Annotated in this window: 13 protein-coding genes; 7 read left to right on the top strand and 6 right to left on the bottom strand. The window is 39.2% G+C overall.

Features of this window, described 5'->3' with window-relative positions:
• The first annotated feature begins 63 nt into the window (after positions 1 to 63).
• Positions 64 to 471: a hypothetical protein gene (locus AC5SR4_RS00740; protein ID WP_495357635.1), complete on the top strand. Its 408-nt coding sequence runs from the start codon at positions 64 to 66 to the stop codon at positions 469 to 471.
• A 164-nt stretch (positions 472 to 635) separates the two neighbouring features.
• Entirely contained in the window at positions 636 to 1,337 is a 702-nt protein-coding gene (locus AC5SR4_RS00735) for a DUF4469 domain-containing protein (protein WP_495357634.1), read from the top strand.
• A 79-nt stretch (positions 1,338 to 1,416) separates the two neighbouring features.
• Here the strand turns inward: AC5SR4_RS00735 and AC5SR4_RS00730 are convergent, their stop codons facing one another.
• Positions 1,417 to 2,496, bottom strand: a complete 1,080-nt coding sequence (locus AC5SR4_RS00730) for a formylglycine-generating enzyme family protein (protein ID WP_495357633.1) — start codon at positions 2,494 to 2,496, stop codon at positions 1,417 to 1,419.
• A gap of 366 nt (positions 2,497 to 2,862) precedes the next feature.
• On the opposite strand from AC5SR4_RS00730, the gene AC5SR4_RS00725 reads away from it, so the two are divergent.
• Both AC5SR4_RS00725 and AC5SR4_RS00720 read left to right on the top strand, forming a co-directional pair.
• A complete protein-coding gene (locus AC5SR4_RS00725; protein ID WP_495356048.1) occupies positions 2,863 to 3,225 on the top strand; it encodes an endonuclease domain-containing protein in 363 nt (120 codons plus the stop codon).
• 259 nt (positions 3,226 to 3,484) lie between these two features.
• Positions 3,485 to 4,762 carry a mandelate racemase/muconate lactonizing enzyme family protein gene (locus tag AC5SR4_RS00720; RefSeq protein WP_495357632.1) on the top strand — a complete coding sequence of 426 codons (1,278 nt, stop codon included), beginning with the start codon at positions 3,485 to 3,487 and terminating at the stop codon, positions 4,760 to 4,762.
• A gap of 81 nt (positions 4,763 to 4,843) precedes the next feature.
• On the opposite strand, the gene AC5SR4_RS00715 is transcribed toward AC5SR4_RS00720, so the two are convergent.
• The 4 genes from AC5SR4_RS00715 to AC5SR4_RS00700 form a co-directional block, all read right to left on the bottom strand.
• Entirely contained in the window at positions 4,844 to 4,996 is a 153-nt protein-coding gene (locus AC5SR4_RS00715) for an SsrA-binding protein (RefSeq protein WP_495357631.1), read from the bottom strand.
• Positions 4,997 to 5,107: 111 nt separating this feature from the next.
• Positions 5,108 to 6,805 carry a M56 family metallopeptidase gene (locus tag AC5SR4_RS00710; protein WP_495357630.1) on the bottom strand — a complete coding sequence of 566 codons (1,698 nt, stop codon included), beginning with the start codon at positions 6,803 to 6,805 and terminating at the stop codon, positions 5,108 to 5,110.
• Position 6,806: 1 nt separating this feature from the next.
• Positions 6,807 to 7,166 carry a BlaI/MecI/CopY family transcriptional regulator gene (locus AC5SR4_RS00705; RefSeq protein ID WP_495357629.1) on the bottom strand — a complete coding sequence of 120 codons (360 nt, stop codon included), beginning with the start codon at positions 7,164 to 7,166 and terminating at the stop codon, positions 6,807 to 6,809.
• A 203-nt stretch (positions 7,167 to 7,369) separates the two neighbouring features.
• Positions 7,370 to 8,200: a hypothetical protein gene (locus AC5SR4_RS00700; protein WP_495357628.1), complete on the bottom strand. Its 831-nt coding sequence runs from the start codon at positions 8,198 to 8,200 to the stop codon at positions 7,370 to 7,372.
• A gap of 312 nt (positions 8,201 to 8,512) precedes the next feature.
• Between AC5SR4_RS00700 and AC5SR4_RS00695 the strand changes: the two genes are divergently transcribed.
• A complete protein-coding gene (locus tag AC5SR4_RS00695; RefSeq protein WP_495357627.1) occupies positions 8,513 to 9,457 on the top strand; it encodes a calcium/sodium antiporter in 945 nt (314 codons plus the stop codon).
• Positions 9,458 to 9,553: 96 nt separating this feature from the next.
• On the opposite strand, the gene AC5SR4_RS00690 is transcribed toward AC5SR4_RS00695, so the two are convergent.
• A complete protein-coding gene (locus AC5SR4_RS00690; protein ID WP_495357626.1) occupies positions 9,554 to 10,576 on the bottom strand; it encodes a glutamine synthetase beta-grasp domain-containing protein in 1,023 nt (340 codons plus the stop codon).
• Positions 10,577 to 10,838: 262 nt separating this feature from the next.
• Here AC5SR4_RS00690 and AC5SR4_RS00685 point away from each other — a divergent pair, with 262 nt between their 5' ends.
• Positions 10,839 to 13,025, top strand: coding sequence for a glutamine synthetase III family protein (locus AC5SR4_RS00685; protein WP_495357625.1), 2,187 nt, complete (start codon positions 10,839 to 10,841; stop codon positions 13,023 to 13,025).
• A 71-nt stretch (positions 13,026 to 13,096) separates the two neighbouring features.
• On the top strand, positions 13,097 to 14,275 hold the full coding sequence (locus AC5SR4_RS00680; protein ID WP_495357624.1) for an AIR synthase related protein: 1,179 nt from the start codon (positions 13,097 to 13,099) through the stop codon (positions 14,273 to 14,275).
• Positions 14,276 to 14,279: the final 4 nt, after the last annotated feature.

Genomic DNA, 14,279 nt, shown 5'->3' with positions numbered 1-14,279 from the left:
GACCACTATTTATAATCTAAAAATCGAACTATCTAAAAATCGAACTATCGAAAAATAAACAAAATGAAATACACTTTACTAATAGCCCTACTAACAGCCAACATGGCCCTGGCACAAACCAAGGGTCCACAGGCAACCGACAGCATTGCCGTGCCATTGGGTGCCCCCTGCCGGGAGGCCATGACCAAACTGCTGGAACAGGAAACCCAACAGATCGAACAGGTGCAGGAACTCCTTAAACAGAAGAACGGCAACATCCAGGACCTGTTACAGTACATCAAGAACAGCAACCTAAAGATCAAGACCCGCTTGTTGCTTACCGACATGAAACTATCGGAAATGCAAATACAGCTGCTAAGTACCCAAGAAACCCTAAAGCAGCAGGAACGCCAGAACCTTTGGCGCCTGGTGGGCGCTGGGGTTGGGGGTGTTGCCTTAGGGGTAATAACGGGATTGGTGATTAGTCATTAGGGAGGTACAATGCAGCGTCTTGTAGAAAGTAAAAAGTTTGTTATTCAAAGGGAGGCAACGACCGAAGAATCTCAACTTGAAAGGGACAGTTAAACTAAAAACCAGCCTGCTGGCAAGCAGGTGAAAATTGAAAAACTAAATATTAACCATTAAAATAGAAAATTATGGATTACACAACGTATGACAACAAACTAACAACTGAAGACCCAAACGACCGTTCGGGAAAAGTTATTAACCTGATTATGCGAAGCCTACAGGATAATATGAACGAGGCTACCCGCAGCGGATCGATTTTAAAACCAACCGAATTTACGGCCTGCCACCATGCCTATTGGGGTTATGTGGCCGACTGTATTAGTAAGGGGGAAGGCTACTCTGATGATTATCTGGACATTCGTTACGACATCAATGGGGTATTTGTAAATATTGATGACCGCTTTGATCCCGACCGACATACCGTGGTGATTACCCTAAAAATGAAAAACGTACTCACCAAGGGGCTAGCGGAAATTACCTTAAAATTTGTACCACCTACTGAGGCCGGTCCTGAGATTAACCATGTGCTAGACGAAAAAACACAACTCCAGGACGAGTACATCACCAAGGGGGATGCCATACAGATTCAAGGCGAAGACCTAAAACTGCAATACAACCTTCCGGGCGAGGGCGTGTTTCTTACCGATGTAGCTACTGGCGTAGAAACACCATTGGACGATATACGGCAAAATCACCCCAAAACCTTACGTATACACCTGCCTAATGATTTGGTGGATGGGCAGTACAGGCTTATTGTTCGTAACAGCAGGTACCAAGGAAAAAGCTTGCGGGAAGAGATTTTTGGCCCCATACTACAATTAGGAGCCTAAGCCGAATAGGCTACTCACTTAGAGGCGAGTTACCTATTCGCCTCTAGGCAAGTAGGCTAGTTGCCTAGAGGTAAGTAGCCTACTCGTTTTTTATACCCAACATATCTGGCGTAGCCACGGTTCTAAACCCGGTATGATCCGATCCCGAATCGGGCGTCATGCCCATCTTGGCCGAAATACGAAAGCTGGCGCAATATGAGGCGTGGCACAAAAACGAGCCCCCTTTAATAACGTGCTCTTGTTGGTACGGGTTGTCGGGGTTAAAACTGGTATCGGCACCCTTGGGGTTTACCAATGGGGTAGTGGGGTTTAACGTTTGGTAGTAATTTACATTAAACAAATCGCTGGTCATTTCCCAAACATTGCCCAGCATATCATAAATACCCATACTGTTTGGGGGAAACGATTTAACAGGGGCTATAAAAGCAAAGCCATCTTCAGGTATATTTTTTACAGGAAACACCCCTTGCCAGGTATTGGCATTTTGGTTTAATACCTCTGGGTTGTTGCCCCAGGTATAAATTTGGTCTACATGCTTACCTTGAGCAGCAGCTTCCCATTCAGCTTCAGTGGGCAAGCGCCTTTGGGCCCATTTGCAGTAAGCTTGGGCATCTTCAAAAGCAATGTGCACCACAGGAAAAAGATCTTTACCTTCAATAGAGCTTCCGGGGCCTTCAGGGTGCCTCCAGTTAGCACCAACTTTCCAGGTCCACCACTGGGCATAATTCCCCATATTGGCCACCTTGTTAACATCTTTATTAAAGATTAAACTGCCCGGTTGCAGTACCGAATCGTGGGGCTTGGGTGTACCTTCCGGCAGCTCCTTTTTCATGGTTTCCCAGTCAATAGGGCGTTCTGCCACCGTAACATAATCGGTAGCATCAACAAACGCCTTAAACTGTTTATTGGTCACCTCGGTTATATCAATAAAAAAACCATCCACCGTTACTTGGTGTGCAGGCTTTTCCCGTGGCATGGCATAGGTATCGTTTGTTTTGGCACCCAGTGTAAAGGTGGTTTTAGGGATCCAAACCATACCCTCAGGAGTTTTAGTAGGTGCTTGGGTGTTATTAGCATCAGGGTTTTTGGTCTGTTGCTTACAACCACAGATAGCAAGCGTTGCAAATAGCAGTATGGTTATTGAAAAGTATTTGGTCATGTTTATTTTTTTGAGGTGTAAATATAGCGAATTGGTTTTTTTTAATAGCTAGGGCTTGGCGTTAGGTTTGCCCATTGGTAGTACGCCCACTTTTTATAAAACTATGCTGTATATACAATTTAAAATTAACCCGATATACTAAATGGAACGCGATATGGGCTCCCCTCTTCTTTTCCGAAGATGGGGGGACCAAGCGTTAAAAATCTTTCCAGTGGAAAGATTTAGTGAAGGGGGCCAGGAGGCGCGCGGGCATTGTGCAACAACAATCCGGGGAGTTTTTTAGCAACAGTAAGCCTTTTTTAAAGCATAAAACAACATTTAAAACATATCTTATTTAATTATTTAAGTTTTATCTATATTCGCTTTATGTCCCAGAAAGTCCATAACAAAAAAGAGCTTGAAAATTTCCGAAAGGAATTGCGCCACAACCTGACACCTGCCGAAGCGTTCCTTTGGAAGCATTTAAAGGCCAGACAGCTTAGAGGCAGAAGATTTACAAAACAGCACAGCATAGGCTATTTTATTGTCGATTTTTATTGTGCTGCCGAACGATTGATTGTTGAATTGGATGGGGAAGTGCACAACAACCCCTTAGCAGAGGCCTATGATGCCAGACGGACCAAGTACCTGGAAAGTTTTGGCTATAGGGTTCTACGGTTTGAGAACAAAATGGTCTTTGATTCCCTGATACAAGTTTTGGATGAAATAGCCTCTCATTTTAAGGACTAAAAAACCTGTAGTGACTATCTAACTCCCCTGATAATTGCTAAAGCAATTATCGTCCCCTCTTCGGAAAAGGAAGAGAGGAGTCGTTCTACAGTGCATTAAAATTTGGGGAAACATTGAAATGATCCCCACAGATGGTTTTGCTTTCCTATTAAGGAATGACTGTTATGTGAACAAAGGTTGTTTAAAACAGCAAAGCGGTCTTGTTCCCAATTTTTCCTATCTTTCAATACACTTTTAACCTTTTGAAAACCACTAAGCTATGAAAACCAATCGCAGAGACTTTTTAACAACCGCTTTAATAGGGGGTATGGGCGCTACCATACCCAGTTTGGCATCCTGTACTACCAAGGCAGAAAAACAACAAGTAGATGAGGCCCATTTACGCTACCAAAAGATTGATGCCGCTGCCAGCCGCCCTGTTTTAAGGACGGCGCTGTTCTCGAGCCCCGTGATTATAGAGTCGGTTGATTTGCTGCGTTACAAGGACAATTTTATATGTAGGGTACGTTCTACTGATGGTGCCGAAGGTTTCTCGTTTTCTAACAGCCAAATGGAAACCCTGTACCCCATTTTTGTAAAACGCTTAAAGCCTTTTTTTATAGGGAAAGATGCCAGGGATTTAGAAGCCCTGTTAAATGAGGTGTATGTGTATAAAAGCAATTACAAACTGCAAAGCGTGGCCTTGTGGGTGCCATTGGCCACTTTGGAGTTTGCTATTTTGGATATGTTGGGCCATTTGGCCAACCTGCCTATGGGGCAATTAATAGGCGATACTGTTTACAATACCAATATTAAGCTATACCAGGCCAATAGCGAACGCTACATTACCCCCGAAGCCACTATAGAACACTTGCAGAGTGCTCTAGAAGTTTCTAACGCTAAAGCCATAAAGTTTAAAGTAGGTGGTAGAATGAGCCATCCAGAAACACCTAAGGACCGTTCGGAACGATTGATACCTTTGGCTAGAAAAACCTTTGGGGACGATATGGTACTGTGTGCCGATTCCAATGGGTCTTATGGTGTAGAAGAGGCCATAAAAATAGGCAAGATTATGGAAGCCAATAACTATGATTTTTTTGAAGAGCCCGTGCCTTTTGATTGGTATGAAGAAACCAAACAAGTGGCCGATGCGCTGCATATTAAGATAGCTGGTGGCGAACAGGAGCCTAGTATGAGAAACTTTAGATGGCTATTGGGCAATGATGCCATACAGGTTGTACAGGCCGATATGTTTTATTTTGGAGGCATGATACAGAGCATGCGCGTGGCACGTATGGCTGAGGTTTTGGGAAAAGTACACACCCCACATGTCTCTAACATTGGGTATTTATATATGTTGCATTTTGTATCGGCCATTCCCAATGCAGGCGAGTACCACGAATTAAAAGAGCCGTTTAATGACGATATGGCGTTTGAGTGTAAAACCTCTACCTTATTGCCCGGTGCCGATGGTAAGGTAAAAGTACCCACGGGCCCAGGCATGGGCGTTACTTTTGAACCTAGTTTTATAGAAAAACATGAGGTTGTAACTGGGTAGTCCGGTTTCAGTCTCAGTCTCGGTTTACAGTTGCAGTTTTCAGTATTGAGTAAGCACCGCGACCGCGACTGCGACTGAAAACTAGCCCAAAGCATTCTTGGTAACATAATACCGCCAGCCAATAATGGCCATTTGAAGTTTGTTGGCTTTAGCGAGGTCTAATCGCTTTTTAGAATAACTGGGCAAAACGGCCTTGTTTATTTTGGCTAAGATTTTAAATAGTTGCTGTTTCATGGTCTACAAAATTACTAAAAACTTATACAACGGATTTGTGGGCCAAAAAGTGAGCGCATAAAAAACCTGCAGCGGTTAAACCCTGCAGGTTTTTTTGAAGATTATTTGTTATCAGTCTTTTTTAGTGGTGATTTCTATAGCACCATTTTTAGCTTTATCGCCATATTTTTTGGTGGCTGTTTCATCCTTTATAACATTTATGCTTGTAACGTTTTCATTGTCGATCTCCTGTAATTCCTCTTTTGAAATTTCTACATCATTTAAAATATACAAGGGCTCTTTGCCATTTTGAAAGGGTCTAATAGTAATACCCGGTTTGGGTTCTTGTGTTTTTTCCTCCATGCTGTTTTTAAGCTTAATGTTTCTAGGTTCTGATAGGGCATAGCTTATAGAAATGCTGTCCTTGGAAAGCTTATAGGTTTTTGCGTTTTTTGGTTTAGCACGACCTACGGTAATTTCCCATGGATTTGGTTCTTTGCTGGTACTAACTGTAGCTTCTTGGTTTTTAGTTGAATAACTAACAGTTTTAAGGCCAGTAGTATTATTGCTTACCTTGTGTTCATTAGTATCTTCTGCTATGGTTGAAAAGCCGTAGCCATTTGCGTCTTGGTAATACATAAAAGATTTAATGGATTCATGGCCATGCATATTATAGTTTCCAGAAGATTTACTGGTTTTAAAGGTGGCCTCAATAGCCGTAATTTCATGTTTAGCGTTGCGTTTTATGTTGCTAAACGTTAGTTTAATACCCTTTTTCTTTGCTTGGTTAATGATTCTATCTAAGTCGGCATCGGTAAAGTCTTTGGTAATGATAACTTTAAAGGGTTCTGGGTCTTGAGTGTTATAGTCATTAGGTTTAACATCCCTTTGCTGTGGCGTAGTTTCTTCATTATAATCGTCTACAGGAAAATAGTCTATAGCGCTCTTATACAATGTGTGTTCTGGTACTTTGTTGGTTTCTACATAAATGGTTTTGGTATTGAAGCTCATTAAAAATAATCCCAATACAGGAATAACTAGGGCATACTTAATGCCATTGATTTTGTTTGATTTTGATTTGTGTAACATAACGATTCGTTTTTTGATTAATGAATTATAAAAATGATTGCTTAAAGCCATTTGATGGGATGGCATACTTGTTTTAAGCAAGGTGTATTGATAGCTTTTTTTGCATTGCGCTTGGTTTAAAGTGACCTGGTCTGCTATAAACTCTAAATTTTGTTTTAAATCTTTATTGTAAAGCCATATAAACGGGTTAAACCACAATACAATACAACTTAAGTGCGTCGCTACAATATCTATAGAATGGTATTGGCGGGCATGCACTTTTTCGTGTGTGAGGATATGTGCAATTTCGTCTTGTGAAAATAAATCGGGGTTATATACAATCCATTTAAAGAATGAAAAAGGCGAAGGCGTTTCTTTGGTTTCTATAAAAGTATAGCGGCCTTTTTTAATGCCTTTGTGTTTAGAGATTAAGAGGAGCAATGATGTTATGCGTACAATAAAGCGTGTTGCAAAAACAATAAAGCCCAAACCATATACAAGAGGTAGGTAGTCTATAATATTAAATGTAGAAACAACCTGGGTTGGTGCTTGCTCACTACCTTCCATTATAAACGCAGGTAATTCTACAGGTGTATAAGCCACATAAACAGGAATAACCCACAGCGGGATTAAAAAGGATGTTGCTAAGCCCAATAATAAAAACCATCGGTTAGATTCAAAAAAAGTGTCGCGTTGTAAAAACAATTTGTAACATAGGTAAAAGATGGCCACTACGGCACTTGCTTTTAATAAATATTCCATATTATTGTTTGTTTTCTATTAAAGCAATGATCTCTTTAAGCTCTTCAACACTTATCTTTTCTTCCTTGGCAAAAAAGGATACCATATTTTTATAAGAGTTGTTAAAGTAATTATCTATAGCCATGTTCATAAACCGTTTTCTATAGGCTTCCTTGCTTACAATAGGGTGGTATTGGTGGGTTTTTCCATAGGCTTGATGCCCCACATAACCTTTATCTTCTAAATTCCTGATAATAGTAGATAGGGTGTTGTAATGTGGTTTATCGGTTTTTATTTCGGCAAGCACATCTTTTACAAAAGCTTTCTCTAGCCGCCATAAAATGTGCATGATCTCTTCCTCTTTATTAGTTAGCTTATCCATATAGTTACCATGTTTTAATTTTAAAAATAGAAGAACAACAATGGGTTGTTTTAGTGCATTTCAAACATATAACTATTTTTTTAGTTATACAACTATGTATATAGTTATTTAACGAAATTTTTAGTTTTTTAACATAATAAAAAGAGGCTGTTTAAAACAGAAGGGGGGGGTAAACAGCCTCTTGAATAAAAGCCCGGTTATGGCTACTTGGTAGTCGCTATAATAGCGCCATCCTTAGCTTTGTCGCCATAAATACTCATGGCGGTTTCGGGCTTTAAATCGTCTACTGCCTTAAGCTTATTAGCCTTGGCTAAATTGTTTAAAGTTTCAAAATTTGATGTTTTACCATCAATAATAATAAGCTTATCTAAGTTTGGACTGTCCTTAAAATTGAAATGGTTGGGATTTTGGGGCTCAAAGAACCCAGGAAAACCATTGGGGGACATACTTTCAAACTGTTTTTGTATTTGGTCCCGTAATTGGTCTATGTTCAGGGATTTACCATCAAAGAAAAAGGCGTCATCATCGTTGTTAAAAAAGTCATCAAAATTAAAATGGCTAAACGACTTAAAATGTTGCCCTATGATAGAATCGTTATCAAAGGCAAACAAGTTGGGTTGGTTAAACAAGCCAAAGGCGCCCTGTTCGGTTTTACTTGGCGAAATAAACAAGGTTCCATCCTTTCGGCCAAACGTAATTTGCCCGATTGGAAACGAACTGTTTACACTGCTAACAGCTTTGTTGCTACCAGCTTTCAATTCAATTTTAAGTGCTGTTAACTCTCCCAGATCATTACGTTCTATGTTACTAAACGTAACCGCAATATCGTATTCATCAAGCATACTTTTAATCTCTTTAAAATCATCAGCACTGGCTTTCTTGTCGATAGTGACAATAACATTACCGTCTTTTAGAATGTTTTTGGAGCGTTCAGTATTTGTGGTTTTATGAGCAAAACTTTTAAAAGAAATGAAGCTTAAAATCACAATTGCCAACAGGCCAACGCCTATTTTTAATACATGTTTAGATTTCATCTGTTTATAGTTTTTAATTATTAATTGTACTCACTCTCAATTCTCAATTCTCAATTCTCTATTTCATGTTGTTATGGTTTTTTCGATTATTAGATTATTAGATAGTTCGATTTTTAGATTATAAATTAGTGGTCTTTCAAGTACTGCGACTGTCAACCTCTCTATTCCCACAATAAAATTATTGCATAATGGTTTTCATTAAAAAAGTTTAACTAAACTTTAAAATGCAAACGCATTGAGTGTTAATAAATGTGAAAATTATTTAAGGGTATAAATCTGCCGAAATGGTATATTCGCAAAAAAGTAATATTTATGAGTTTGGTTTGGGTTATCCTTGGATTTACACTTCTTGTAGTAGGGGGTGAGTTTTTAGTACGCTCGTCCGTAGCCTTATCGTTTAAGTTTAAAATATCAAAAATGGTCATTGGTATGACGGTGGTTTCGTTTGCCACCTCGGCACCAGAGCTTTTGGTAAGCTTGCAAGCAGCCTTAACGGGTTCGCCAGCCATAGCCATTAATAATGTAGTAGGATCTAATATTGCTAACATAGGGTTGGTATTGGGTATTACGGCCATGATAAGTAGTATAGCCGTAGATAAATCGTTTTACAAGCTAAATTGGCCGGTTATGGTACTGTTTAGTTTGTTGCTTTATTATTTTTTATGGAATGATGAGCAGCTTTCTGCCATAGAAGGGGGCGTATTATTTATAGGGCTGTGGCTGTTTTTAATTGTGCTGATACGTAGTACTAAGAAAGATAAGATAGCAGAAGAGGTGGATGAGTCCTTAGCCGTTGTTTCAAACTTTAAAATTGTGGTATGGTTGCTTATTGGGGCCGTGGCATTGTATTTTGGTAGTGAGTGGTTGGTAGATGGTGCCAAGGCTATTGCTTTATCTGTTGGTGTAAGTGAAGCAGTTATTGGGGTGTCCTTAATAGCAGTAGGTACCAGTGTGCCCGAATTGGCAGCTTCTATAATTGCAGCTGCAAAACAAGAAAAAGCGATTTCTTTAGGGAACTTGTTGGGGTCTAATATTTTTAATATTGCATCGGTATTGGGGCTTACTTCTATTATAAAGCCCATTCCGGTAACCGAGCCCTTAATTCTTTCTAGGGATATTTTCTGGATGCTGGGGTTTGCCCTAGTATTATTGCCTATGGTATTTTTACCCAAGCGTTTTGAAATAAATAAAATAAAAGGCTTTATTTTGGCTTTGGGATATGGTGTATTTATGTATGTACTGTTTACCAGGTCTTAGTGGTTTAGGGTAGTATAACAGATATAATAAAAAAGGGGTTACAAATTTTTGTAACCCCTTTTTTATTATGAACAAAGTAAGTAATAAACTTAATTATTAAATTTTGGCAGATTTTACAGTTTTAATAATTCTAGCTGCAATTTTGTATGGATCACCATTAGAAGCTGGACGTCTATCTTCCAACCATCCTTTGTAACCTCTTTCTACAGTGGCAATTGGAATACGTATAGAGGCACCTCTATCAGATACACCCCAAGAGAAATCTGTAATAGCAGCCGTTTCATGTAATCCAGTTAAACGTTGGTCGTTAAACTCACCATAAACAGCAATATGCTCGTCTACTACAGGACGGAAAGCTTCACAAATCTTACCGTAAACTTCTTTATCACCACAAGTTCTTAATGTAGAGTTAGAGAAGTTAGCGTGCATACCAGAACCATTCCAGTCCATATCTTTTCCTAGAGGTTTTGGGTGATAATCAATGTAGTAACCATATTTTTCAGTTAAACGGTCTAGTAAGTATCTAGCAACCCAGATTTCATCACCAGCTTTTTTAGCGCCTTGGGCGAATAATTGGAATTCCCACTGTCCGCAAGCAACCTCTTGGTTAATACCTTCAAAATTTAATCCAGCAGCAATACATAAATCAGCATGCTCTTCAACTAAATCTCTACCGTGGGTATTTTTTCCACCAACAGAACAGTAGTACATACCTTGTGGTGCAGGGTATCCACCAACAGGGAAACCTAAAGGTAATTGTGTTTTAGTATCCATTATAAAATATTCTTGCTCAAAACCAAACCAGAAATCATCATCCTCATCATCAATGGTAGCTCTACCGTTTGAAACGTGTGGTGTGCCATCAGGATTTAAAACTTCAGTCATAACCAAGTATCCGTTAATACGATCTGGATCTGGATAGATAGCTACAGGTTTTAAGATACAGTCAGATGATCCACCTTCAGCTTGTCTTGTAGAAGATCCGTCGAAAGACCAATTTCCAACTTCTTCAAGGGTTCCTTTGAAATCGTCATGCTCTTCAACTTTGGTTTTGCTTCTCATGTTTTGGGTAGGGAAATAACCGTCTAACCAAAGGTATTCTAATTTAATTTTTGCCATAATAAATATTTTATAAATGAAATAATTAGTAATAATTACACAAATATAATTTTTTCTATTGTACTGCAAATTTTATAGGGGTATTTTAAGAAATCTTGAAGTTATTTTTATTTATACCCCATTTTTTTATAGTGTATATTAAAAAAAGCATATTTTTTTATGTTAAAATTGAAAAATTGTTAATTAAGAAATTCACAATCATTCGGTGTAATATTTAGGTTATTGTTACTTTTGTGAAAAATAAATTAAATATTAGAAGCTAATGTCTACACTCCGATTTCATGCTTTAAAAGCATCCCTGTCTCACACGTCTGTAAAGGTTACAGAAACTGAGCGCCGTTCAGACCTATTTGGCAAAAATGTTTTTAACGAAAATGCCATGCGCCAATACCTAACCAAAGATGCCTTTAAAGGCGTTATGAACGCTGTTAAGATTGGAAAAAAAATAGACAGGAACATTGCAGACCAAGTGGCCTCTTCTATGAAAGATTGGGCATTGTCTAAAGGCGTTACCCACTATACCCACTGGTTTCAACCATTAACAGGAACCACGGCAGAAAAGCACGATGCCTTTTTTGAAACGATTGGCGACGGTATGTCCATAGAAAAGTTTGGCGGTAGCCAATTGGTGCAGCAAGAACCAGATGCTTCCAGTTTCCCCAGTGGTGGTATAAGAAACACATTTGAGGCAAGGGGCTATACAGCTTGGGACCCTTCTTCGCCTGCATTTATTTATGGTACAACGCTTTGTATTCCAACCATTTTTGTGGCATATACGGGCGAGGCCCTGGATTATAAAACGCCTTTGTTAAGAGCGCTTAATGCGGTTGATAATGCAGCAACCGAAGTTTGTAGATATTTTGATAAAAATGTAAAAAAGGTAACCTCGTCATTAGGTTGGGAGCAGGAATATTTTTTAATAGATAATATGCTTGCCAAAAGCCGCCCAGATATTACCTTAACGGGGCGCACCCTATTGGGGCATTCATCGGCCAAAGGCCAGCAATTGGATGATCATTATTTTGGATCTATTCCTACCAGGGCTTTAAACTTTATGCGTGAGCTGGAAACAGAGTGCATGCTTTTGGGTATTCCAGTAAAAACCCGCCATAATGAGGTAGCGCCCAACCAGTTTGAAGTCGCTCCAATTTTTGAGGAAGCCAATTTAGCAGTAGACCACAACTCGCTGTTAATGGATGTTATGGGGCGTGTGGCATCCCGCCATAACCTTAAGGTATTGCTGCATGAAAAACCCTTTGCGGGCATTAATGGTTCTGGAAAACACAATAACTGGTCGCTGTCTACCGACAAAGGTGTTAACTTGTTGGCACCCGGAAAAACGCCTATGAGCAACCTGCAGTTTTTAACCTTTTTTATCAATACCATAAAAGCGGTACATACGTATGAAGCTTTGTTAAGGGCTTCGATAGCCTCGGCAAGTAACGACCATAGGTTGGGTGCTAATGAGGCACCGCCAGCCATTATATCCGTATTTATAGGTCAGCAATTAACCAAGGTTTTAGAAGAACTTCAAGGCGTTACCAAAGGTAAGTTGTCGCCAGAGGAAAAAACAGAATTAAAGCTGAATGTGATTGGAAAGATACCCGATGTGTTGTTAGATAATACAGATAGAAACAGAACATCGCCCTTTGCATTTACAGGAAATAAATTTGAGTTTAGGGCCGTAGGGTCCTTAGCAAACTGTGGCAACCCCATGACGGTTTTAAATACCATTGTGGCAAAGCAATTAAAAGATTTTAAAGTAGAGGTAGACATCTTAATAGACAAGAAAGGCCTAAAGAAAGACGAGGCTATTTTTAATGTTTTGCGCGAGTATATTAAATCTACTAAGGCTATTTTGTTTGAAGGCAATGGTTATGATAAAGCCTGGGAAGATGAAGCGAAAAAACGAGGTTTGAGCAATAATAAAACCACACCTGAAGCCTTAAAAGCCAAGATATCAGACCAAGCAATTGCCTTATTTGAAGAGATGCAGGTAATGAGTAAGATAGAAGCCGAGGCGCGTTATGAAATTGAAATGGAGGCTTACATTATGCACATTCAAATAGAAGGGCGCGTGCTTGGGGACATTGCAAGAAACCATATTGTGCCAACTGCTGTTAAATACCAGAATATATTGATTGAAAATGTAAAAGGTCTTAAAGAAATATTTGAAAAGAAGTTTGAAACGGTATCAAAAGAGCAGGTAAACTTAATAGAGGATATTTCAAAGCACATAGAGGCCATTAATGCCAATGTAACCAAAATGACGGATGCTAGGCGACAGGCCAATACCATTGTAGATGTTGAAAAGAAGGCATTGGCGTATTGCTATGAGGTAAAACCTTTGTTTGATGAAATTCGATACCATTGTGATAAGTTGGAACTGCTTGTGGACGATGAGATATGGCCGTTAACAAAATATAGAGAATTACTGTTTACACGATAGTTATTAAATCCCGTTACAAAAGCGGGATTTTTTAATTCAAAAAAATTAAATTTGCACCACAATTCAACACTATGAGTCAAGAAGTTTCTAAACGCTACGCACAACGCGGAGTTTCGGCATCAAAAGAAGATGTGCACAATGCCATTAAAAACATAGATAAAGGCCTGTTTCCAAAAGCTTTTTGTAAAATTGTTCCAGACTATTTAACCAATGATGCTGATTATTGTTTGATTATGCATGCGGATGGTGCTGGCACAAAATCTTCCTTGGCTTACATGTACTGGAAAGAAACCGGAGATGTTTCTGTATGGAAAGGCATAGCCCAAGATGCGCTTATTATGAACATTGACGATTTGTTGTGCGTGGGCGCTACAGATAATATTATGTTGTCCTCAACTATTGGTCGCAACAAAAACTTAATACCAGGCGAGGTGATCTCGGCCATTATTAATGGGACTGAGGAATTGATCTCAGAATTAAAAGACTTTGGAGTGACCATACATTCCACAGGTGGCGAAACAGCTGATGTAGGCGATTTAGTAAGAACCATTATTGTAGATTCTACAGTAACCGCTAGAATGAAACGTCGTGATGTAATAGACAATGCCAACATACAGGTGGGTGACGTGATTGTTGGTTTGGAAAGTTTTGGACAGGCAACCTATGAAAAAGATTATAATGGAGGTATGGGTAGCAATGGATTGACTTCTGCCAGGCATGATGTGTTTCATAAATATTTAGCTAAAAAGTACCCGGAAAGTTTTGATGCTTCAGTACCCGATGATTTGGTGTATTCTGGAAATGTAAAACTGACCGATGCTGTAGAGGATGCCCCTATTGATGCTGGTAAATTGGTGTTGTCGCCAACCCGTACTTATGCACCCATTATAAAAAAAATACTATCTAAATTCAATAGCGATACTGTTCATGGCATGGTACATTGTTCGGGTGGAGCGCAAACCAAAATTTTGCATTTTGTAGATGAATTTCATATAGTAAAGGATAACATGTTCCCCATTCCGCCATTGTTCAAACTCATTCAGGCGCAGAGTAAAACCGATTGGAAAGAAATGTACCAGGTTTTTAACTGCGGACACAGAATGGAGCTGTATCTAGCTCCAGAAATTGCCGAGACTGTTATTGAAATATCAAAGTCCTTTAATGTAAATGCAAAAGTAATAGGACGCGTTGAAGCATCAAAAACAAAAAAACTTACAATAAAAAGTGAGTTTGGTGAGTTTACCTATTAAAATA

The sequence above is a fragment of the Aestuariibaculum scopimerae genome (assembly GCF_059428085.1).
This window is presented reverse-complemented; position numbering and strand designations above follow the sequence as displayed.